The 22,121-nt window shown below is 67.3% G+C and carries 17 protein-coding genes; 6 read left to right on the top strand and 11 right to left on the bottom strand.

Annotation, left to right across the window (positions count from 1 at the left end):
• Nucleotides 1–37: 37 nt before the first annotated feature.
• The 8 genes from B2Y21_RS04240 to B2Y21_RS04205 form a co-directional block, all read right to left on the bottom strand.
• Entirely contained in the window at nt 38–772 is a 735-nt protein-coding gene (locus B2Y21_RS04240) for a TlyA family RNA methyltransferase (protein WP_292057294.1), read from the bottom strand.
• Nucleotides 769–3,513, bottom strand: coding sequence for a valine--tRNA ligase (locus tag B2Y21_RS04235; RefSeq protein WP_292057292.1), 2,745 nt, complete (start codon nt 3,511–3,513; stop codon nt 769–771). Before B2Y21_RS04235 ends, B2Y21_RS04240 begins: the two co-directional genes overlap by 4 nt.
• Nucleotides 3,514–3,649: 136 nt before the next feature.
• Nucleotides 3,650–7,117, bottom strand: a complete 3,468-nt coding sequence (locus B2Y21_RS04230) for a class I SAM-dependent DNA methyltransferase (RefSeq protein ID WP_292057290.1) — start codon at nt 7,115–7,117, stop codon at nt 3,650–3,652.
• 96 nt (nt 7,118–7,213) lie between these two features.
• The gene (locus B2Y21_RS04225; protein ID WP_292057288.1) at nt 7,214–8,797 is read right to left on the bottom strand and encodes a phytoene desaturase family protein; all 1,584 of its coding nucleotides are present in this window, start codon (nt 8,795–8,797) and stop codon (nt 7,214–7,216) included.
• 36 nt (nt 8,798–8,833) lie between these two features.
• Nucleotides 8,834–10,048, bottom strand: a complete 1,215-nt coding sequence (gene hutI / locus B2Y21_RS04220; RefSeq protein WP_292057286.1) for an imidazolonepropionase — start codon at nt 10,046–10,048, stop codon at nt 8,834–8,836.
• Nucleotides 10,045–10,209, bottom strand: a complete 165-nt coding sequence (locus B2Y21_RS04215) for a hypothetical protein (protein ID WP_292057284.1) — start codon at nt 10,207–10,209, stop codon at nt 10,045–10,047. The genes hutI and B2Y21_RS04215 overlap by 4 nt, the downstream gene beginning before the upstream one ends.
• A gap of 275 nt (nt 10,210–10,484) precedes the next feature.
• Nucleotides 10,485–11,375, bottom strand: a complete 891-nt coding sequence (locus B2Y21_RS04210) for an agmatinase family protein (RefSeq protein WP_292057282.1) — start codon at nt 11,373–11,375, stop codon at nt 10,485–10,487.
• A gap of 5 nt (nt 11,376–11,380) precedes the next feature.
• The gene (locus B2Y21_RS04205) at nt 11,381–12,082 is read right to left on the bottom strand and encodes a UTRA domain-containing protein (protein ID WP_269298263.1); all 702 of its coding nucleotides are present in this window, start codon (nt 12,080–12,082) and stop codon (nt 11,381–11,383) included.
• A gap of 89 nt (nt 12,083–12,171) precedes the next feature.
• Between B2Y21_RS04205 and hutU the strand changes: the two genes are divergently transcribed.
• The 3 genes from hutU to B2Y21_RS04190 are packed head-to-tail and all read left to right on the top strand — an operon-like array spanning nt 12,172 to nt 15,912.
• A complete protein-coding gene (hutU, locus tag B2Y21_RS04200) occupies nt 12,172–13,836 on the top strand; it encodes a urocanate hydratase (protein ID WP_292057276.1) in 1,665 nt (554 codons plus the stop codon).
• 4 nt (nt 13,837–13,840) lie between these two features.
• Entirely contained in the window at nt 13,841–15,373 is a 1,533-nt protein-coding gene (gene hutH, locus B2Y21_RS04195) for a histidine ammonia-lyase (protein WP_292057274.1), read from the top strand.
• A gap of 56 nt (nt 15,374–15,429) precedes the next feature.
• A complete protein-coding gene (locus B2Y21_RS04190; protein ID WP_292057271.1) occupies nt 15,430–15,912 on the top strand; it encodes a hypothetical protein in 483 nt (160 codons plus the stop codon).
• Between the two features lie 34 nt (nt 15,913–15,946).
• Here B2Y21_RS04190 and B2Y21_RS04185 read toward each other — a convergent pair whose 3' ends face one another.
• The 3 genes from B2Y21_RS04185 to B2Y21_RS04175 are packed head-to-tail and all read right to left on the bottom strand — an operon-like array spanning nt 15,947 to nt 19,623.
• On the bottom strand, nt 15,947–16,708 hold the full coding sequence (locus tag B2Y21_RS04185) for a peptidase (protein WP_292057269.1): 762 nt from the start codon (nt 16,706–16,708) through the stop codon (nt 15,947–15,949).
• 51 nt (nt 16,709–16,759) lie between these two features.
• The gene (fni, locus tag B2Y21_RS04180; protein WP_292057295.1) at nt 16,760–17,773 is read right to left on the bottom strand and encodes a type 2 isopentenyl-diphosphate Delta-isomerase; all 1,014 of its coding nucleotides are present in this window, start codon (nt 17,771–17,773) and stop codon (nt 16,760–16,762) included.
• A gap of 35 nt (nt 17,774–17,808) precedes the next feature.
• A complete protein-coding gene (locus B2Y21_RS04175) occupies nt 17,809–19,623 on the bottom strand; it encodes a PPC domain-containing protein (protein ID WP_292057267.1) in 1,815 nt (604 codons plus the stop codon).
• Between the two features lie 93 nt (nt 19,624–19,716).
• On the opposite strand from B2Y21_RS04175, the gene folD reads away from it, so the two are divergent.
• From folD to B2Y21_RS04160, 3 genes are all read left to right on the top strand, one after another.
• Nucleotides 19,717–20,640: a bifunctional methylenetetrahydrofolate dehydrogenase/methenyltetrahydrofolate cyclohydrolase FolD gene (folD, locus tag B2Y21_RS04170; RefSeq protein WP_292057266.1), complete on the top strand. Its 924-nt coding sequence runs from the start codon at nt 19,717–19,719 to the stop codon at nt 20,638–20,640.
• Between the two features lie 232 nt (nt 20,641–20,872).
• Nucleotides 20,873–21,559: a LemA family protein gene (locus B2Y21_RS04165; RefSeq protein WP_292057264.1), complete on the top strand. Its 687-nt coding sequence runs from the start codon at nt 20,873–20,875 to the stop codon at nt 21,557–21,559.
• Between the two features lie 7 nt (nt 21,560–21,566).
• Nucleotides 21,567–22,121 (top strand): TPM domain-containing protein (locus B2Y21_RS04160; protein WP_292057262.1); only part of this gene is annotated, 555 nt, incomplete at its 3' end.

Here is a 22,121-nt window from a genome sequence, read left to right as displayed (position 1 = left end):
GCCGCCGGATATCCGGCGGCCCTCAATTCGTTTGGGGTCAAGCTTTCTGCGCCCAGAGTAGAAACTCGACGTTGCCGTCGCCGCCGGTGATCGGGCTGTCGGCGACCTCGCGCACGGCCCAGCCGCTCTCCTCCAGCCAGGCGCGGACCTTGGCCACAGCGGCCACGTGCGCCTCCGGATCCTTGACCACGCCCTTCTTGCCGACCGCCTTGGGGCCGTCCGCCTCGAACTGCGGCTTGACCAGAGTGATCAGGTCCGCCCCCGGCGCCGCCAGATCGAGCGCCGTCGGCAGCACCTTCGACAGGCTGATAAAGCTGACGTCGCAAACAATCAGGGACGGCGCCTCGGTGATGACGTCAGGCGTCAGATCGCGTGCATCGGTCTTCTCCAGGTTCAGCACGCGCGGATCGACGGCGACCTTCGGATGCAGCTGCCCCGTGCCGACGTCCACGGCGAACACCCGCGCCGCGCCGCGATCCAGGCAGACCTCGGTGAAGCCGCCCGTAGAGGCGCCGACATCCAGCACGACGCGGCCGTCAACCGCGACCGGCCACAGGTCCAGCGCCCGCTCCAGCTTCAAGGCGCCGCGCCCCACCCAGCGGAAGGCGTCGACATAGGTGACGACCGCGTCTTCATTGACGGCCTGAGACGCCGCCCTGGCGGACGCCCCGTCCACGGTGACGCCGCCCGCCTCGATCGCGGCCTTGGCCTTGGCCCGGCTTTCGGCCAGACCGCGCGCGACCAGGAGTTGATCCAGCCGGAGCCGGCTCAAACCATGGCGTCCAGGCGAGCCAGCGCTGCCTGAAGCTTGGCCTTGCCCTCTTCGGCCTCGGCCAGCTTGGCGCGCTGTTCATCGACCACCTCGGCGGCGGCGCGGGCGACGAAGTTGGGGTTGCCCAGCTTCTTGTTCACATGGTCGATATCACTGTCGAAGGCGGCGATCTCCTTCTCCAGACGCGCGCGCTCAGCGGCCAAGTCGATGATCCCGGCCAGCGACAGCGCGACCGTCGCCCCGCCCGAGACGAAGGTTACAGCCCCGGCCGGCGCGGCCTCGGCTACGGCGACGTCGGACACGCGGCCCAGGGTCAGGATCAGGTCGCGATGGCGCGCAATGCGCTCGGCCGTGACCGCGTCCGGCGCGACGAAGGCCAGCGGCGGCTTGGCCGACGGCGGCACGTTCATCTCGGCCCGCAGGGCGCGGATTTCACCGATCAGGTCGACCAGCCAACCGATCTCGGCCTCGGCGTCCGCATCGACAAAGGAGTCCGGCAACACCGGCCAGGTCTCGCCCATCAGCAGGCCGTCGCGCGCCGGGCCTTCCTTGCCCAGTTCCGCCCACAGCTCTTCGGTGATGTAGGGCATGACCGGGTGCAGCAGCTTCAGCGTCTGGTCGATGGTCCAGGCCGTCATGGCCCGCGTCTCGGCCTTGGCGGCTTCGTCCGAACCGTTGAACACCGGCTTGGCCAGTTCCAGATACCAGTCGCAGAAGACGTTCCAGATGAAGCGGTAAAGCGCGCCCGCCGCATCGTCGAAACGGCCGCCTTCGATGGCGTCCGACACCTGACGCTCGGCCTTGGTCAGTTCGCCGCGGATCCAGCGGTTGATTGTCTGCTGCACGCCTGCGGGGTCAAAGCCCTCGACGCGGCGCGCCTCGTTCATCTGGCTGAAGCGGGCGGCGTTCCACAGTTTGGTGCCGAAATTGCGATAGCCTTCAATGCGTTGTTTCGACAACTTAATGTCGCGCGTACCCGACAGGATCGCCATGGTGAAGCGCAAGGGATCGGCGCCCAGCTCGTCGATGATGCCCAGGGGGTCAATGACGTTACCCTTGGACTTCGACATCTTCTGGCCCTTCTCGTCGCGGACCAGACCGTTGATGATGACGCGCTTGAAGGGGACTTCGCCGTCCATGAAGTGCAGACCCATCATCATCATCCGGGCGACCCAGAAGAAGATGATGTCCGCCGCCGTGACCAGGTCGCTGGTCGGATAAAAGCGCTGCAGGTCTTCGGTCTTTTCGGGCCAGCCCATGGTCGAGAAGGGCCACAGGGCCGAGCTGAACCAGGTGTCCAGAACGTCCTCGTCCTGGGTCAGCACGACCTCGGAATCATAGTCCGACATCGCCTGTTCGCGAGCGTCCTCTTCCGTCTCGGCGACGTAGATCTCGCCGTTCGGGCCGTACCAGGCGGGGATGCGGTGGCCCCACCACAGCTGGCGCGAGATGCACCACGGCTCGATGTTGCGCAGCCATTCGAAGTAGATCTTCTCATAGCTCTTGGGCTCGAAGACGGTGGCGCCGTCCTCGACCGCCTTCAGGGCGGGCTGGGCCATGACCTTGGCGTCGACGTACCACTGGTCCGTCAGCCACGGCTCGATAACGACGCCCGAGCGGTCGCCGTGCGGAACGACGTGCTTGGTCTTCTCGATCTCGCGCAGCCAGTTCTCTTCCTCGGCGCGGGCGACGATGGCCTTGCGCGCGGCGAAGCGATCCATGCCCTCGTATTCCGCAGGCACGTCGGGCGTGTCGGTGGCGGTGATCCGACCGAAGGCGTCCATGATGTTCAGAGCTTCAAGTCCTGCACGCTTTCCGACGCCGAAGTCGTTGAAATCGTGAGCCGGCGTAATCTTCACCGCGCCCGAACCCTTGGTCGGATCAGCGTAGTCGTCGGCGACAATCGGAATGCGGCGGCCGGTGATCGGCAGGGTCACGAACTTGCCGGCCAGACCCTTGTATCGCTCATCGTCCGGGTGAACAGCCACGCCGGTGTCGCCCAGCATGGTTTCCGGCCGGGTCGTGGCGACGACGATGAAGTCGCGCGTCTCGAACTCGGTGGCCTTGCCGTCCTCGTCGAAGGCTACCGGATGCTGATAGGTCACGCCGTCGGCCAGCGGATAGGCGAAGTGCCAATAGGCGCCCTCGACCTCCTTCTGCTCGACCTCAAGGTCGCTGATGGCGGTCTGGAAATGCGGATCCCAGTTCACCAGTCGCTTGTCGCGATAGATCAGGCCGTCCTTGTGCAGTTGGACGAAGACCTTGCGGACGGCGGCGTTCAGCCCCTCGTCCAGGGTAAAGCGTTCGCGCGACCAGTCGCACGACGAGCCCAGGCGACGAAGCTGGCGCACGATGGTCCCGCCGGATTCGGCCTTCCACTCCCACACCTTTTCGATGAAGGCGTCGCGGCCCAGATCACGGCGACCGATGTTGCCCTCGGCCGCCAGCTTGCGCTCGACGACCATCTGGGTGGCGATGCCCGCGTGGTCGGTGCCCGGCAGCCACAGGACGGCCTTGCCCTTCATGCGGTGATAGCGGGCCAGGATGTCCTGAAGCGTGTTGTTCAGGGCGTGGCCGATGTGCAGGCTGCCCGTTACGTTCGGCGGCGGAATGACGATCGAATAGGCATCTGCGGCGCCGTCAGTCGGCTGGGCCGCGCGCGGGGCGAACAGGCCGCTGTCCTCCCACTGGGCGTAGATGCGCGGCTCGGCGGCCTTGGGTTCGAACGTCTTCTCAAGCATGGTCATCTCGTTTCCCCGGCGACCAACGCGGCGCGTTGTCGATCGGGGCTGGAATTCTTCGGTAAAGCAAAGGGCGGTCCCGCCGGAACCGCCCTTAAATGACTTAATGATCGCCGCGTCCCACGGCTAGGCCAAATCAGTGCCGTCGCGGCGAGAACCAGCCTTCATCCGTGTGTTGGACCGATCCGGCCACCGCCAGGATCGCCAGGGTCTGTTCGATCCGGTCCGTCTTGCGGCGACCGATCCGGCCATCGAAGCGACGCGCCAGTTCCAGCGGTTGCAGCGGCCGCCCTTCGCGACGCAGCTCTTCCAGCAACACGCCCGCCAGAACCGCAGGCGCATCGGGCAACGGCGCTCGTGTGCTGGTCCTGTCGAGCAGCGCCTCGATCTGCACGGCGCGTGCGGACGACTTGATCCGTCCCGCCTGATAGCTCGGCCGCAGGAATTGGATCTCGCCCCTCTCCTCCTGCACCCGCCGAGCGCGGTTCAGTTCCAGCAGGGCGCCGAGCGTCGCCTGATTCGTCATGCCGTCGCGCCAGCCGTAGGCCGTCGCCACCTGCTGATCCAAGCGTTGATGCAGATGATGCAGCAAGCCGACCTGACCGCGATCATAGAGATCGCGCTCGCTCCCGATCAGTTCTGCGCCCTCCTGAAGGCGACGCCGGACATTGTAGAGCCCGGTCATCGTCAGATCCTCGTGCTGGGCCAGAACCTGACGACGACGTTCGTCGATCTCTTCGGCCAAGACGCCGATCTCCTCGCCTGCGGCGCTGTTCAGATCAGGAAAGGGAAAGGCGTCGAAGCAGGCCTTCTTGTTATAGACAGGCCGATCCTCCAGCCGCCCGCCGCGCGCCAGGGCCCACACTCCATGCACATGCGACGACAGCACGCCCAGGATGCGCGGATCGTCCGAGGCGACGGCGATCAGGGTGTTGTCCGGCAGGATGTCCGCATCCAGAAAACGGAACCACCGGTGCTTGGCCGTCTCCACCGTGGCGATGTAGCGGGACAGCCCATCCAACGCCGGGCGGAACTCGCTGCGCGGCTCTCCGAACATCCACCAGTTGTCGCGATAGGCGGCGCGATTGTTGCGGTCACGCTCGGGCTTCACCACCTCCAACAGATGCTGGAAGACGGCGGGGTGACTGCGGCGCGCCTCTTCCTCGGTCCAGCCGAACAGATCGATCACCTTCACGCCGCGCGATCGTGAGGCCAGATCGCGCCCGTTGCGATAGGCGCGGATCGGAATTTCCGCCTCATCGCTGGACGCCGCCAGCAACTGCTTCGCCCGGTCCGGCGACACCATGAACCCACCGCCGTGCAGCTTCACGCCGGGCGAGCACAACAACGCATTGGCCTTCAGCGGCTGCGCCTCGCTGACCGACGCCCCGATGGTCAGGTCCGGCCCGATGTCGCCGCGCTGTTCGCGAAGGACGATGTCCGGCGTTTCGCCGTCGCTCATTCTCTCTTCGACCACCGTCAGCAGACGACCCTGCCCATTCGGCTCGCCGCGCTCGGCCACGGTCATGGCGATGCGGACGTCGGCGCGGTCGGCGCCCTTGATCCATGGGTGGTCAGGGATGGCGAAGGTCAGGCGCATGGGCGGCGCGCCGTTCAAGTGATGCTCCAGCACGCGCCGGGAAAAGGTCTGGGTGATCGAGTTGGTGGTGATGAAGCCGAACCGTCTCAGAACGCTGCCCTTAGCCGTCAGGATCTCCGCCGCACGGTCCCACCAGGCCGTGACCAGATCCGCCGATCGGAACCGCCCCTGCCGCACCCGCCACAGGGCGTCGACATAGCCGTCGCCCAGTTCGCCGCGCACGTCCTTGCCCCCGATGAAGGGCGGATTGCCGATGATGAAGTGCGCCGTCGGCCAGACCGTCGGGCGTGGATCAATATATCGCGTAACCTCTCTCTCCTCGTGCGCCGCAGCCGCCGAAAGACCGCCGCCTCGGCTCAACACGCGCGCGTGGGTCAGAGGCCGCCCGCGCGCGTCCCGCACCAGTTCTTCGTCCTTCCAGGTCAGCAGCGCGTCCGTATGCTGGATACGGTTAAAATTGCGCAGGATCGGTTCGGTCGGCTTGGCGTCGCCGGCGTTCCTGAAATGCCATTGCAGATAGCCGATCCACATCACCATCTCGGCGATCCAGGCGGCGTGGACGTTCTTCTCCAGCCCCCAGAACTGCTCGGGACTGACGGTATGCCCCTCCAGACCGAGCGCCGTCTGGGCGTCGCCCAGATCGGTCAGGGCGGTCAGAACCTCGCTCTCGAGATCCTTCATCATGTCCATGGCCACATAGAGGAAGTTGCCGGTGCCGCAGGCGGGGTCCAGCACCCGCGTCGTGCACAGGGCATGGTGGAACTCGCGCATGGCGCGACGCGCCCGCACCACGTCGCCGCTGGCGTAGTGGCCGACCGCCAGCCCCGCGACCGCCTCCCACTCGGCGCGCAGCGGCTCCATGATCGTCGCCTCGACCAACCGCCGTACATAGGCCTTGGGCGTATAGTGGGCGCCGAGTTCGCCGCGTTCCATCGGGTCCAGCGCCTGTTCCAGCAAGGCGCCGAAGATCGCCGGCTCGACCGAAGCCCAGTCGCGCTGGGCGGCGGCGATCAGAGCCTCCAGTTCCGCCTCCGTGACCGGCACGGCCGCCTCTTCCTTGAACAGGCCGCCATTGAAACGCCGCAGATCCTGACGAACCGCCGAGCAATGCCCGCCGCTGTTCATGCGGCGAAAGAAGTCCGCCGCACTGACGTGAAAGCGATCCGCCATCCCGCGATAGCTTTCCAGCAGACGTAGAAATCCCCGGTCGTCGATCAGTCCGACGCTGTCGGCGAACATGGCGAAGATGCACTGCATGACGAACAGCGAAGTGCGCTTGTCCCACGCCGCCCGCGTCACGACATCGACGCAACCGCTGGAATCGGTCGGCGCCCGCTTGCGGATCGAGCGCACCAGCCAGGCCAGCCGCTCGGCGATGTCGCTGGTCACAGCCGCCACATGGCTTGCCGGATCCAGACTCATCGGCTCGTCCCACACCCGGCGCAGACGCTCCCGCACCGCCGGATCACGCAGGTCGTCCATAGTGATGCGACAGCGCGCCAGATCGGGAAACGGCACATAGCCCTTCCCCTGCCGATCGAAGTCGGCCCACAGGTGGATGGAGCGCCCGACGTCCACGACAACGATGAAGGGCGGCCATTCGTCTAGCGCCTTAGCGTAGGTCTCGGCCTGGCGCTTGGCGTCCAGCATCAGCCGCTCGATTGCGCCCGCATCGCCCTTCGGCGGTTTGCGCCCGCGCCCGTTGAACAGGGCCAGATGCCGCTGCGGGTCCAATTCGCCGCCGGGCGCGCGCTTCTGCGACTGCTTGGCCTCAAGCACGAAGGCGCCGCGCCGATAGCAGTCGATGAATCCCCGGTGCGCGCCGCCGTCGTGAAAGCGGAACTCCACCCGCCGTTCGAAACAGTAGCCGCGATCTCCCACCGTCTCCTGATCCGGCGCCGTCACGCCGATCAGAGCGCACAGTTGGCTGATGAAGGTCTGATAGTGCGAACGCTCGCTGATCGTCGCGCTGCCCCAGCGCGTGATGAACGCTTCGACATCCATAGATTGTTCTCCCACCCCTGAGAGAACAATATTAGGTTGCATATTAGCAAAAACACAACCTTACATTACTGCAGGACAACCTGGACGCGACAGGCCTCAGCGCCTGCCGAAATCCTTCAGCACCGCTTGCGCCGCATTGTGTCCTGGCGCTCCCGTCACTCCGCCGCCCGGATGAGCGCCCGATCCGCACAGATAGAGCCCAGGCACGGGCATCCGATGATCGGCGTGGCCCAGCACCGGCCGGGCGCTGAACAACTGATCCAGCGTCAGCCGTCCGTGGAAGATATCGCCGCCGATCAGGCCGAAGCGCCGCTCCAGATCGCGCGGTCCCAGCGCCAGCCGCCCGACCACGGAGGCCTTGAATCCCGGCGCATGGGCCTCGACCGTCTCGATCATCAGGTCAGCCACCGTGTCACGATGCGCGTCCGCCAGATCCGGCGAGACGTGCTGACAGAAAAGGCTGGCGACGTGCCGCCCCGCCGGGGCCAGGCTGTCGTCCAGGGTCGAGGGGATCAGCATCTCGACGATCGGTTTGGACGACCAGCCGTTCAGCCGCGCTTCGGCGTGGGCGCGGTCCATATAGGCCAGGCTCGGGGCGATGATGATGCCCGCTGTCAGGTGGTCCCCCGCCCCTGGCAGGGCCGTGAAGCGCGGCAGTTCCGACAGGGCGACGTTCATGCGGAAGGTGCCCGAGCCGGAGGCGTAGCGGCTCATCCGCTCGGAGAAGTCCGCCGGAACCACGGCCGGATCGACCAGGCGGTCGAACAGCAGACGCGGGTGCAGGTTTGAGACCACGGCCCGGGCGCGGACTGCGTCGCCCGCCTCGGTTACGGCTCCGACCGCCCTGCCCTTTTCCGTCAGCACCTCGGCGACCGGCGCGTCCAACCGGATGTCGACGCCCTGCTCGGCGGAGGCGGCGGCCATGGCCTGGGTGATGGCGCCCATGCCGCCGATGGCGTGGCCCCAGGCGCCCTTCTTGCCGTTCACCTCACCAAAGACGTGGTGCAGCAGGACATAGGCCGAACCGGGCGTATAGGGGCTGGCGTAGTTGCCGACGACGCTGTCGAAACCGAACAGGGCCTTGATCGGGTCGCTCTCGAACCAGCCGTCCAGCCAGTCGCCCGCCGACTTGGCGAACAGGTCCAGCAGATCGCGCTGCGCCGCGAGGCCCAGCCCCGAAACCCGCCGCCCCAAGGACGCCGCCTTCAGCATCTCCGGCAGCGCAGCCAGCCAGCCTTCAACCACGTTGGGCGGGGTGGTCAGGATCAGATCGCGCAGGATGGCGGCGACCGTCTCCAGCCGCGCCTCATAGTCCGGCAGGCGCTCGGCGTCGCGCACCGAGAACTTGGCCACCTCGGCCTGGGTCCGTCCCTCGCCGGTCAGCAGGTAGCGCCCGTCGTCAAAGGGCAGGAAGTTGGCCGCCCGGCGCTCGACCACCCGCAGCCCGTGGCGGGGCAACTCCATGTCGGCGATGACGCGCGGGTTCAGCAGGCTGACGGTATAGCTGGCGGTCGAGTTACGGAAACCAGGATGGAATTCCTCGGTCACCGCCGCCCCGCCGGCGACGCCGCGCCGTTCCAGCACCGTCACCTTCAGACCGGCCCGCGCCAGATAAAAGGCGCAGACCAATCCGTTGTGCCCGCCGCCCAGGATGACGACGTCCGTTTCCGCCTGCGCCATGCGCGCTCCCTCCCGTTTGAGAGAGCGACGCTAGTCCTAGGCCGCGCGTCCCGCCAGATAGCGGCGATGCAGCAGCGGCTTGCCCAGCCAATAGGCCAGCTCCGCCGGGCGGCTGATGTCCCAGACAGCCAGATCGGCGGCCTTGCCCGCCTCAAGCGTGCCGATCTCGTCCTGCAGGCCCAGCGCGCGGGCCGCATTTCGCGTGGCGCCCGCCAGAGCCTCTTCCGGCGTCAAACGGAACTGGACGCAGGCCAGGTTGATCGCCGCCGTCATGGAGGCGACCGGCGAGGTGCCCGGATTGCAGTCCGTGGCCACCGCCATGCGCGCCCCGTGCTGGCGCAACAGGGCGATCGGCGGCGCCTGCGTCTCGCGCAGCATCAGGAAGGCGCCGGGCAGCAGCACCGCCACCACGCCCGCCTCGGCCATCGCCTTCACGCCCGCCTCGGTCGTGTGCTCGATATGGTCGGCCGACAGGGCCTGATAGCGGGCGGCCAGCGCAGCCCCGCCGCCGTCCGACAGCTGATCCGCGTGCAGCTTGACCGGCAAACCCAGTTCCTCGGCCTTGTCGAACAGGCGGCTGACCTCCTCGACCGAGAAGGCGATGGGCTCGCAATAGGCGTCGACGGCGTCGACCAGACCCTCGGCGTGGGCGGCGGGCAGGATTTCATCCACAGCCTTGTCCACATAGACGGCGCGATCGGCCTTATGCTCCGGCGGCACCGCGTGCAGACCCAGATAGGAGGTGCGGACCCGCACCCCGGCCTCGCGCCCGATGCGGCGGGCCACGCGCAGCATCTTCAGCTCGCTGTCGTGATCCAGACCGTATCCAGACTTGATCTCGACGGTGGTGACGCCGGTGGCCTTCAGCCCTTCCAGCCGCGCCAGAGCCGAGGCGTAGAGTTGATCCTCGCTCTCCTCGCGCGTGGCCCGCACGGACGAGACGATGCCGCCCCCGGCGCGGGCGATTTCTTCATAGGTCGCCCCCTCCAGCCGCCGCTCGAACTCGCCCGAACGATCGCCGCCGAAGACCAGGTGAGTGTGGCAATCCACCAGCCCCGGCGTGACCCAGCGCCCGCCCAGACGGTCGGTTTCCACAGCCTTGTGCACAGGCAGATCAGCGCGCGGCCCGACCCAGGCGATGCGCCCGTCCTTGATCAGGATGGCGGCGTCCTCGATGGCGCCATAGGGGGCGCCCCCGGCGGCCATCGTCGCGACGTGGCAGTCGATCAATAGTCGTGTTTCCAGGCTCATTGACGCAACTCGGCTCTCAAACGATCAGCGGTTGTGCGCAGGCGCGCCGCTATCTCCGGATCGACGATCTCGGACGGGTAAAATGCCGTAAGAACCCAGCCGCCCCAGAACCAGTAATCGGACAGCTTATAGGTGGGTCGAACTCGCTGGGCGAAAACCACGGTTAGCCCCTCATCGGCATCGCCACAGTCTATAGGCCAAGCTCTTAACCTAGGAGGCGGCGTCTCACCGTCGATCACAACGATACGGCTGTATGTGCTCATATAGGTTCGGCCAGGGACTGGAACAGCCCGCGCGAGGTAAATGCTATCAGCGTTTGAGGCTAGGTCGCGCTGGAACTCAAGAATCTGTTGGCTCGCGCGATCGATGCCTTCACAGGCTTGTGCGGGGGATGCTGAGACAACAAGGCCGACAATCGCAGCCGCTAGCCACGCTCTCATCGCGAGGCTACTCCAGCCAGGATTTCACAGAACCAACGGCCCGCCGTCAGGGAGCCGAGGTCGCCGACTTCCAGCGACGGGTCGTATTCGGTCAAGTCAACGGCGCGCACCTTGGTATGGGCGCCGATGGCGCGGGCGGCGTCGAAGAAATCGTGCACCGACACCCCGCCCGGCCGTGCGCCGGGGCTGGCGGGCCACTGGCTGCGGTCGATCACGTCGATGTCGAAGTCGACATAGATGACCTCGCACAGGGACGACAGACGCTCCAGCTCCTCGACCACCACATTGGCTAGGCCGCGCTGGCGGCATTCGCGGGCAGTGCGGACGCTGATGCCGGCCGCCTCGGCCTTTTCATGCGCCCGGCGAGTATTGGCGAAGGGCGCGAGGCCGACCTGGCTGATGCGGCGGCCGTCCATGCCGTCATCCAGCAGGGCCTGGATCGGGTTGCCGTTGGTCAGTCCCTGGTCCGTGTCGCGCAGGTCGAAATGCGCGTCCAGCGTCAGCACGCCGACGCGGTCCAGCCCCAGAGCGTGAACGCCCGGCCGGGTGATCGCATTATTGCCGCCGACCAGAATGGTCAGGTCGCGATGGGCCTGCGCCGCCACGGCGTCGCGCACAGGCTCGAAGGCGTCGAACGGCGAGACGGCCTTCAGCGCCACATCGCCAGCGTCATGAACCTTGATCTCAAGCTCCAGCCCCGTCTCGACATCATAGGTCGACAGACGCGGCAGAACCCCACGCAGCACCTTCGGCCCCAGGTCACAACGGCCCGGCGTCAACGACCGCTCGTTCAACGGCGCGCCGATCAAGGCGACGCGGGCGTCGGGATGGCGCCCCACCAGATCGCCGACAGAACGCCACCCCAGGGCTTCAGACGGTTGGCTCATGGGTGTCATCCTTTGGTCGGAGAGAAGCGCGCGACCAGATCATAGGCCGCGCCGGGGAAAATCTGTGAGGCCCAGGTCACGCCCTGACCGTCACGCCAGGTGCGGCGCTCCAGCCGCAGGCAGGGCGCGCCGTCGGCCAGACCCAGGCCCGCCGCCGTCTCGCGATCAGCGCCGACGGCCGAGATGCGATGCTCGGCCTCAGTCCAGGGCATGTGGGCCAGCAGCCATCCGCCCGGCGGCTGCGTCGTGAAGTCGGCGGATTCCGCCTCGGGCGCGGCGGACAGGGAGATCAGACGGCGCTCAAAGACAAACGGAAGGCCATCGGCCAGGTGCAGGGTCTGCAGTTCGATCACCCGCTCGCCCAGCCCGTCCTCCTCCCCGCTCGCCGGGCGGACGATTCGGCCCAGCAGGCGATGAGAATAGGCTAGTCCCCGGCTCTCGATCTCGCCTTGAATGTCAGGGATGGACACCAGGGCCGAGGAATGCAGCGGCGGGTGGGCCACCACTGTCCCCGCACGGCGGCGTCGCACCACCAGCCCGCGCGCCGCCAGGTCGGACATGGCGCGCGACACCGTCATGCGCGCGCAGCCGTATTCCGCCGTGAGTTCCGCCTCGGTCGGAATGCGGAACCCCGGCCGCCACTCGCCCGAGGCGATGCGGCGTTCGATGTCGCCCGCGATGCGACGATGAAGCGGCTCCTGATCCATGAAACGAAAATGCCTCTTGCACGCAATATTGTCTAGACATAACAGTACGGCCAACGCACGACGGCGGCTGACGCCGCATGGAGGATTCGATGGCCACGCCCAATACCCGTATCATTCGTAGCCCGCGTGGGCCGGAAAAGACCGCAAAAACCTGGGCGGCCGAGGCCGCCATGCGGATGCTGATGAACAACCTCGACCCCGAGGTGGCCGAGCGTCCTGAAGACCTGGTCGTCTATGGCGGCATCGGCAAGGCGGCGCGCAACTGGCAGGCCTTCGACACCATCGTGGATCAGTTGCAGAAGCTGGAAGCCGACGAGACCCTGATGGTTCAGTCGGGCAAGCCGGTCGGCGTCTTCCGCACCCATGTCGACGCGCCGCGCGTGCTGATCGCCAACTCCAACCTGGTGCCCAAATGGGCGACCTGGGACCACTTCAACGAGCTCGATAAGAAGGGCCTTGCCATGTACGGCCAGATGACCGCCGGGTCGTGGATCTACATCGGCACCCAGGGCATCGTTCAGGGCACCTATGAGACCTTCATGGAGGCCGGTCGCCAGCACTACGGCGGCGACTGGGCGGGCAAGTGGATCCTGACGGCGGGCCTCGGCGGCATGGGCGGCGCCCAACCCCTGGCCGCGACCATGGCCGGGGCGTCCTGTATCACCATTGAGTGCCAGCGCAGCCGCATCGAGTTCCGCCAGCGCACCCGCTACGTCGACGTCATGGCCGAAACGCTGGACGAGGCGCTGGCCCTGCTGGAGCAGTCGTTCAAGGACAAGAAAGCCTTGTCGATCGGCCTGTTGGGTAATGCGGCTGACCTTCTGCCTGAAATGGTCAAGCGCGGCGTCCGCCCCGATCTGGTGACCGATCAGACCAGCGCCCACGACCCGGTCAACGGCTACCTGCCCTCGGGCTGGACCGTCGCCGAGTGGGAAGAGAAGCGCGTCAGCGACCCGGTCGCCGTCGAGACCGCCGCCCGCGCGTCGATGGCCACCCACGTCAAGGCCATGCTGGACTTCCAGAAGATGGGCGTCCCCACCACCGACTACGGCAACAACATCCGTCAGGTCGCCTTTGACGAAGGCGTCGAGAACGCCTTCGACTTCCCCGGCTTCGTGCCCGCCTATATCCGCCCGCTGTTCTGCCGCGGCATCGGCCCGTTCCGCTGGGCCGCCCTGTCGGGCGATCCCGAGGACATCCGCAAGACGGATGAGGCGATGAAGAAGCTGTTCCCCGACAACGCCGGCCTGCACCGCTGGCTGGACATGGCGGGCGAGCGCATCGCCTTCCAGGGCCTGCCGGCGCGCATCTGCTGGATCGGTCTGGGCGACCGTCACCGCGCGGGCCTGATGTTCAACGAGATGGTGGCCTCGGGCGAGCTGAGCGCCCCCATCGTCATCGGCCGCGACCATCTGGACAGCGGCTCCGTCGCCAGCCCCAACCGCGAAACCGAGGCCATGATGGACGGCTCGGACGCCGTGTCCGACTGGCCCCTGCTGAACGCCCTGCTGAACACGGCGTCGGGCGCGTCCTGGGTGTCGCTGCACCACGGCGGCGGGGTCGGCATGGGCTATAGCCAGCACTCGGGCGTCGTCATCGTCGCCGACGGCACCGACGAAGCCGCCAAGCGTCTGGAGCGCGTCCTGTGGAACGACCCGGCCACCGGCGTCATGCGCCACGCCGACGCCGGATATGACATCGCCAGGGACGCCGCGCGCGAACATGGCCTGAACCTGCCCTCGCTGGACCTGTAAGCTTATGACCACCACCATCGAAATCGGCGCCGCGCCGCTCACCCTCTCCCAGCTTCGCGCCGCCCTGAACGGCCCGGTCACAGTCAGCCTGACCGACGCCGCCTGGACCAACGTCGAAAAGGGCGCGGCGACCGTCGCCGCCATCCTGGACGAAGGCCGCACGGTCTACGGCATCAACACCGGCTTCGGCCTGTTGGCCAACACCAGCATTGCAGCGGAAGACCTTGAAACGCTTCAGAAGAACCTGGTGCTCAGCCACGCCTGCGGCGTCGGCGAGCCGCTGAGCGAGGACACCACCCGCCTGCTGATGGTGCTGAAGATCGCCAGCCTGTCGAAGGGCGCCTCGGGCGTGCGTCGTCACACGCTGGAGACGCTGATCGGCATGGTCAACGCCGAGATCTTGCCGCTGATCCCGTCCAAGGGTTCAGTAGGCGCCTCGGGCGATCTGGCGCCGCTGGCCCATATGTCGTGCGTCCTGATCGGCGTCAGCGAAGCCCGCTATCAGGGTCAGACGCTGGACGCCGTGTCGGCCCTGGCCAAGGCCGGGCTGAAGCCGGTCGTCCTGGGCCCCAAGGAAGGCCTGGCCCTGCTGAACGGCACCCAGTGCTCGACAGCTCTGGCACTGACCGGCCTGTTCGCCGCCGAGGACGTGTTCGCCGCCGCCATCGCGGCGGGCGGCCTGTCGGTGGACGCCCTGCTGGGTTCGGACGCGCCGTTCGACCCGCGCATCCACGCCCTGCGCGGCCAACCCGGCCAGATCGACGTGGCCCGCCGCCTGCGCGAACTGCTGAGCGGCAGCGCCATCCGCGAGAGCCATCGCCACGACTGCGCCAAGGTGCAGGATCCCTACTCCCTGCGCTGTCAGCCGCAGGTCATGGGCGCGACGCTGGACGTTCTGCGCAACGCCGCCGCCATGCTGGAGCGTGAAGCCAACGCCGTGACCGACAATCCGCTGGTCTTCATTGAGGACGGCGACGTCATCTCGGGCGGCAACTTCCACGCAGAACCCGTTGCTTATGCAGCCGATCAGATCGCCATGGTCCTGTGCGAGATCGGCAATATCTCCGAGCGCCGCACCTCCATCCTGGTCGACCCCAAGATGACCGACCTGCCCGCCTTCCTGGTCAAGGACAGCGGCGTGAATTCGGGCTTCATGATCGCCCAGGTGACGGCGGCGGCCCTGGTGGCCGAGAACCGCATGGTCGCCCACCCTTGCGTCATCGACACCGTGCCGACCAGCGCCAACCAGGAAGACCACGTCTCCATGGCTACCCACGGCGCCCGCCGCCTGTTGGACATGGCCGCCAACACGGCGACCGTGGTCGGCATTGAACTGCTGGCCGCCGCCCAGGGCATCGAGTTCCGTCGTCCGCTGACCTCGTCGCCGGAACTGGAGCAGACCTACGCCATCGTGCGCGAGGCCTGCGGCGCCTATACGGAAGACCGCTATTTCGCGCCGGACATCGCCCGTGCGACGGAAGGCGTACGCGCGGGTCGCTACCGCGCCTTCGCCGGCGATCTTCTGCCTTCGGCTTGAACCGGACGGCGGTTGAGCGCTTTCGTATCCAGAGCGAACGCAGGACGCCGCCGACCATGAATAAAAGCGCCGTCATTCTGGCCTCCGCCGCCCTGGTCCTGACCGGACTGGGCGCGGCGGGCTGGGCCGCCTGGAACTCGACTTCGGCGGCGCATGGCGGGCGAGCGCCCGGCCCGGCCGTCGCCATCGACGTCGTGCCGCCCGTCGAGCCGGACCTGCCGGTCGGCTCCATCATGGCTGTTGGGGAGTTGCGGGACGGATACGAGCACGATCCCGAACGGCTCGCCGCCCTGCCCGGCGAGGACGAACCCTATGTCGAAAGCGCCTGGCTGGAGCTGACGCCCGACCTGCCGCCGTTGCCCGAACAGGAAGCGCCGCCGACCATCGCCCGCCCCTCGCCGCCTCAGCCTGCGCCACAGCTGGAACGAGACGACTACGGCTTCGGGTTCGATGCGCCTCAGCCCGACTACGCCGCCGAACGCGAGGCGCGTCAGTCAGCGCTCGACCAGCCTTCCGCATCAGACAGCGTCTTCTATTGAAAAAGGCCCCGGCGAAACCGGGGCCTTTTCCTTGTCAGCGCATCGTCGTGACGGAGACGGTATAGTCGCCTTCCTGCGCCGAGCTGAGGCTGTTGGCGCGGAAGGAATAGGAGCCGGGGCGCAGATTCTGAGTGACCATGGCGCTGGTGCCGCCGCCGCTGTCATCGTCGGAGGCCAGGCTGTCGCCGTCGCACTGCGGCCCTTCGTGCAGCGAGAGGTAGGCGTCGAACTGCGCCGAATCCATGCGAACCGAGACATTGCCCCCGCGGCTGACGTTCAGGACGTAGCAGTCGTAGAAGGAGCCGTCGTCAGCCTGACGGTCGCTGAACTCCAGTCGGCCCTGGCGGCTTTCACCGACCGAGATCGGCACGATCTGAGTGGTCGGGCGCAGGCGCTGGCCTTCCGAGACGCTAAGGCGGAAGGAGCCGGTCTGCCCCTCGCTCAGGGTGTTGGCCCGGATGATCCAGTTTCCACCGTTGGAGACAAAGCGCAGTTGCGAGTCCGTGCCCATGTCAGGGCCGTCGTCGTTCGTCACCGAGGTCTCGTCGCAATCCGTGCCGGCGCCCGCCATCAGGAAGGTGTCAAAGTCCTCAGACTGCATGGTCACCGTATAGGCCTGCCCCGCCTGGGTCTGCACCACATAGCAGCGGTAGTGCGACCCGTCGTCCATACGGGCGTCCTTGCTGCTGAAATTGCCGGTCACGGTCTGCCCAGGCCGGATGGAGCTCTGGGCCGCGGCGGCGCCGGCCAAAATCAGGGAGGACGCGAGGACCGACGTCATCAACAGGGCGCGCATGGGAATCTCCTTGGGTGCGACGCAAAAACGCAGGGGGCGAAAATGCCCAGCTTATTTGACAGGAAGCAATGGAACTCGTTTCAACGCCGCTAAATTTGAAGCGTTTACGCAAAAACAGACAGTTCGCAGTTGCCGAATGGCGAGCCGGAACTGATCGATGACCGCCTCGGTCGAGACGGTCGCCGCCTGGATGACGCCCGAAGCCATGCCGACGACGTCGGCGCCCAGACGGATCGCCTTGGCCGCATCCACCCCGTCGCGCACGCCGCCCGATCCGATCAGCAGGGCGTCCGGCAAGGCGTTGCGCGTTTCGGCCAGGGCGCGCGCAGTCGGTATGCCCCAGTCGGCGAAGGCCAGGGCATGCGCCTTGTCCGCCGGTTCGGTCGCGCGCTCGCCCTCGATCAGGCCCCAGTTGGCGCCGCCCGCCCCCGCGACATCGACCCCCGCCGCGCCCATGGCGATCAGGCGCTGAGCGGTGACAGCGGAAATCCCGGCCCCCGTCTCCTTGACGATGACCGGCGCGTCCAGGTCGCGGATCAGCGCCTGAAGCGCCGCGCCCACGCCCCACCAGTCGCGATCTCCCTCAGGCTGGCAGGCCTCTTGAAGCGGGTTCAGGTGAACGACCAGGGCGTCCGCGCCGATCATATCCAGCGCCCGGCGCGCCTCGTCCCGGCCGAAGCCGCGCGTCAGCTGGGCCGCGCCGATATTGGCCAGGATGGGCGTATCCGGCGCCTTCAGCCGCAGCGAGAAGTCCAGCCCGCCCGCCGCGCCGCCTTCCAGCGCCGCGCGCTGCGAGCCGACGGCCAGGGCGATGCCCAGGTGCTGGGCCGCCTCGGCCAGGCGGGCGTTGATCGCCTCGGCGCGCGCCGGGCCTCCGGTCATGGCGCTGATCAGAAACGGCGCCTTCAGCCGCCGTCCCAGGAAATCGACGCCCAGGTCGATCCGCGCATGGTCCAGGTCCGGCAGCGCCTCGTGCACGAACCGCCAGTCGTCGAACCCCGCCGACAGGGCGTGACGCCCGCCGCCGGCCAGCACCACGTCCAGGTGCTGGTCTTTCCGGCCCAGGATCAGGGCCGAGGCGGCGGCGTCGTCAGGTTCGCTCAGGGCTGCCGCTCCGTGATCAGCACATAGTCGCCGGTCGAGTTGGAGCCGAAACTACGGGCGCGCAGCACATAGGAACCGTCGCGCGGAGCCGTCCAGTTCAGGCGGGCGTGGGTGTCCGACAGGCTGTCGTCATCCTCCTCCAGCTTGAAGTAGTCGCCGTCCTTGTCCTCGCCGACCTCGACCACGGCGTCGAAGCTGCTGGCGATCAGGGTGAAGCGCAGCTTCTCATCCGCCTTGGCCTTGAAATGATAGGCGTCGTAGTAGACGCCGTCGTCGGTAAGGCTGGCCCGCTCGCTCAACCGTCCGCGCACCGTCGAGCCGATCAGCAGGCTGCCCGGCGAAGGTTCGTCGCCCAGATCCTGCAGCTCCAGCGCATAAAGGCCCTTGGCGTCGCGCGACCATGACCGTGCACGCAGCACATACTCGCCGGTTTCCGGCAGGGTGAAGATCAGACGCGCGTCCGTTCCCTGACCCAGACCGTCGTCGTCGCTGGCGATCTCGCTGAACTCCTCGCCGTTTTCGCTCAGCTGCAGATAGGCGTCGAAATCGCCGGATCGCATCACGGCCTGGATGCGCTGCCCCTCGGTTCCGCTGAAGACGAAGGCGTCATACAGGCGTCCGTCATCATCGGTGGCGTCGCTGTTGGTCAGTTCGCCCTCGACTGTCTGGCCGAATGCGATGGCCGAAGGCGGCGGCGGCGGTGCGATCTCTTCGATGTTCAGCGTGTAGGGGCCCTCGCCGCTGGAGAAGGCGCGCGCCTCGATCAGGTAGTCGCCGTCCTCAGCCAGGGTGTGGGTCAGGCGAGCGTTCAGGTCGCCGGCGCTGTCGTCGTCAGTCGCCAGGCTGTTGTGGTTGGCGTCGAACAACTCAAGATAGGTGTCGAAGCCGTCCGCCTTCATGGTGATAGCCACACGCTGCCCCGCTCGGCCGCTGAAACGATACAGGTCGGTCGGAGCGCCGGAATCGCTGGTCGCGCTGTCCGAGGTCAGACGGCCCCGCGTCTCCTCGCCGACCGTCACCGACGTCGCCGTCGGCGCAGGCGGCCCCTGCTCCATCGACAGGCGGTAGTCGCCCTCGGCCGAGCCGTTATAGGAGGTGGCGCGGATCAGATATTCCCCCGCCTGCGGCGCCGTGAATACGAGGCGCGCGTTCAGGCTGGAGCCGCCGTCGTCGTTCTCGGCCATCTGCAAGAAGGCGCCGTTCACGATACGGCCGACACGCAAGAAGCTGTCGAAGTCCTCGGACTGCAGATCGATCTTCACCCGCTCGCCCGCCGATGCGCGGAAGGCGTAGGCGTCGTAACGCTTGCCGTCGTCATCCTCGGCGCTGCTGGAGCCCAGGCTGCCCGTCTCATCGCGGCCGATGGCGATGCGGCCCGGCCGCGGCATCCGCGGCGCGGCGCGCTCCTTCAGCGACAGCTGATAGTCGCCGGTCTCGATGCCGGAGAAGGTGCGGGCCCGCACGATGTAGACCCCGGCTTCGGGCGCGGTGAACCGCAGACGCGCGTTCAGGTCGCCCGCGCTGTCATCGTCGCTGGCCAGCGACTCCCGCAGGGAGCCTTCGGCGTAGACTTCCAGATAGGTGTCGAAATCGTCCGACGTCATCTCGGCTTCCAGCCGCTGACCGGCGCGCAGATTCACGCGGTAGTCGTCATAGCGATAGCCGTCGCTGCCGCGCGTGCGGGCGTCGCCATCTTCCAGCCGACCGCGGATGTTATCCCCCAGCCGGGCGTCGGTCGCCGACTGGGCCCAGGCGGCGCCGGTGGAGAGAAGAGCGACAGCACTGACCGCCGCGAGCAGGGAATAACGCATAAAAACCTCTTTGCTGGCGTCATCATAGACGCCGAACCGCAGCGCCTGTAAATCGCGGCAACGCTTTCCAGTTCCCGGCAGATGGAGCCAATTATGGCTGTCGAACCCGCCCGCGCCTCGCTGATCGACGGCAAGGCCTTCTCCCAGACCCTGGTGGAGCGCGTCGCAGCGGCCGCCGCACGGCTGGAATCCGCCCACGGCGTCAAGCCCGGCCTGGCCGTCGTCATCGTCGGCGAAGACCCCGCCAGCCAGCTCTATGTCCGCAACAAGGGCGAGACGACGCTGAAGGCCGGGATGCGGTCCGACACCCACCGCCTGCCCGCCGAAACGACTCAAGCCGAGCTGCTGGCCCTGATCGCGTCGCTGAACGCCGATGCGGGCATCCACGGCATCCTGGTGCAGCTGCCCCTGCCCAAGCACATCGATTCGGCCGCCGTTCTGGACGCCATCTCGCCGGACAAGGACGTGGACGGCTTCCACGTCGTCAACGCCGGACGCCTGGCCGTCGGCCTGCCGGGCATGATCCCCTGCACGCCGCTGGGCAGCCTGATGCTGCTGAAGGATCAGTTGGGCGATCTTTCAGGCCTGAACGCCGTCATCGTCGGCCGCTCCAACATCGTCGGCAAGCCGATGGCGCAACTGCTGCTGGGCGAAAGCTGCACCGTCACCGTGGCCCACTCGCGCACCCGCGACCTGCCCGCCCTGTGCCGCACGGCCGACATTCTGGTAGCCGCCGTCGGCCGCCCGGAGATGATCAAGGGCGACTGGATCAAGCCGGGCGCGACCGTCATCGACGTGGGCATCAACCGCGTCCCCTCGCGCGATCCGGTCAAGGCCGCTGAAGGCAAGACCCGCGTCGTCGGCGACGTGGACTTCAACGAGGCGGTCGAGGTCGCCGGCCGCATCACGCCCGTTCCCGGCGGCGTCGGCCCCATGACCATCGCCTGCCTGCTGGCCAACACCTACACCGCCGCCTGCCGCGCGGCGGGCGTGGCGCCGGAAGACCTGAACGGCTGAGGATCGCTCCCTCTTCCCGCTCACCCCGGCGGAGGCCGGGGCCCAGTAAGAACCTCGCGCGCTCAGCGGACCTATGAGCTTGCAGGCGCGACTAACGGCCAAAGAACTGGATCCCGGCCTCCGCCGGGATGAGCGGATCAAGTTGCAAAAATCCAGCCTTGAAGCGGAGCCTTCCGGGCCCGATAGTCTTTAGCGATCAGCGGTCATGAGGACCGCCCGCAGGAGCTTCTTCATGGCTGGTTTCTCGCCTCGCATCGCGGCCGTCGCCGCTGTCGTCGTCCTGGCCCCCGCCGTGGGCGCCTGCGGCTACAACACCATTCCGACCAAGCAGGAACGCGCCGAGGCCGCCTGGGCCGATGTGCAGAGCCAGTATCAACGGCGCTCCGACCTGGTGCCGAACCTGGTCGCCACCGTCCAGGGCGCGGCCATTCAGGAACGCACCACCCTGACCCAGGTGATCGAGGCCCGCGCCAAGGCCACCAGCGTCAACATCGACGCCTCCAACCTCGATAACGCCGCCGCCTTCCAGCAATACCAACAGGCCCAGGGCGAGCTTTCCAGCGCCCTGTCGCGGCTGCTGGTGACGGTCGAGGCCTATCCCCAGCTTCAGGCCAACCAGAACTTCCTGACCCTGCAATCACAGCTGGAAGGCACCGAGAACCGCATCGCCGTGGCGCGCCGCGACTACAATGAGGCCGTGCGCGACTACAACACCGAGCTGCGCACCTTCCCCAGCGTGATCTGGGCCAAGACCCTGCACGGCGGCTCCAAGCCCATGCAGCTGTTCACCGCCACGGCCGAGGCTCAATCCGCGCCAACGGTAAACTTCGACCTGGGCGCCCAGCCCGGCGGCGGCGCGCCTGCGACCGCGCCCGGATCGACGCCGCCTGCGGCCACGCCCGCCCCGGCGGCGCAGTAAGCCTGAAATGACACCTTTCGCCCTCGCCCCGAGGGAAGGCGCGGCGCGGGGCCTGCTCCCCGCGCTGCTGCTGGGCCTCGTCCTGTGGCTGGCCGCCCTGCCCGGCGCCAGCCTGGCTGCCGACATCAAGTTCCCAGCGCTCTCCGGCCGCGTGGTCGATGACGCTCAACTACTGACGCCCGAACAGGAACAGGCCCTGACCGGCAAGCTGGCGACGCTGGAACAGCAGACCGGCGATCAGTTGGTCGTCGTCACCCTGCCCTCGCTTCAGGATCAGGAGATCGAGGACTTCGGCTATCAGCTGGGTCGTCACTGGGGCATCGGTCAGAAGGAGAACGACGGCGGCGCCCTGCTGATCGTCGCGCCGAACGAGCGCAAGGTGCGGATCGAGGTCGGCTATGGGCTGGAGGGCGTGCTGACCGACGCCTATTCATCGCTCATCATCCGCAACGACATCCTGCCGGCCTTCCGGCAGGGCGACTACGCCGCCGGCATCATCGCCGGGACCGATTCCATCATCACCCAGCTGACCGCCGACCCGGCCGAGGCCCAGGCGCGCGCC

This window comes from Brevundimonas sp. UBA5936 (genome assembly GCA_002430835.1).
Taxonomy (GTDB): Bacteria; Pseudomonadota; Alphaproteobacteria; order Caulobacterales; family Caulobacteraceae; genus Brevundimonas.
The sequence above is the reverse complement of the archived record's forward strand: the minus strand, read 5'-3'. Positions and strand labels throughout refer to the sequence as shown.

Coding starts and splice junctions, on each gene's coding strand:
- B2Y21_RS04235 (WP_292057292.1), bottom strand. CDS start 3,513: ATGCTTGAGAAGACGTTCGAACCCAAGGCCGCCGAGCCGCGCATCTAC.
- B2Y21_RS04230 (WP_292057290.1), bottom strand. CDS start 7,117: ATGGATGTCGAAGCGTTCATCACGCGCTGGGGCAGCGCGACGATCAGC.
- B2Y21_RS04225 (WP_292057288.1), bottom strand. CDS start 8,797: ATGGCGCAGGCGGAAACGGACGTCGTCATCCTGGGCGGCGGGCACAAC.
- hutI (WP_292057286.1), bottom strand. CDS start 10,048: ATGAGCCTGGAAACACGACTATTGATCGACTGCCACGTCGCGACGATG.
- B2Y21_RS04210 (WP_292057282.1), bottom strand. CDS start 11,375: ATGAGCCAACCGTCTGAAGCCCTGGGGTGGCGTTCTGTCGGCGATCTG.
- B2Y21_RS04205 (WP_269298263.1), bottom strand. CDS start 12,082: ATGGATCAGGAGCCGCTTCATCGTCGCATCGCGGGCGACATCGAACGC.
- hutU (WP_292057276.1), top strand. CDS start 12,172: ATGGCCACGCCCAATACCCGTATCATTCGTAGCCCGCGTGGGCCGGAA.
- hutH (WP_292057274.1), top strand. CDS start 13,841: ATGACCACCACCATCGAAATCGGCGCCGCGCCGCTCACCCTCTCCCAG.
- B2Y21_RS04190 (WP_292057271.1), top strand. CDS start 15,430: ATGAATAAAAGCGCCGTCATTCTGGCCTCCGCCGCCCTGGTCCTGACC.
- B2Y21_RS04185 (WP_292057269.1), bottom strand. CDS start 16,708: ATGCGCGCCCTGTTGATGACGTCGGTCCTCGCGTCCTCCCTGATTTTG.
- B2Y21_RS04175 (WP_292057267.1), bottom strand. CDS start 19,623: ATGCGTTATTCCCTGCTCGCGGCGGTCAGTGCTGTCGCTCTTCTCTCC.
- folD (WP_292057266.1), top strand. CDS start 19,717: ATGGCTGTCGAACCCGCCCGCGCCTCGCTGATCGACGGCAAGGCCTTC.
- B2Y21_RS04165 (WP_292057264.1), top strand. CDS start 20,873: ATGGCTGGTTTCTCGCCTCGCATCGCGGCCGTCGCCGCTGTCGTCGTC.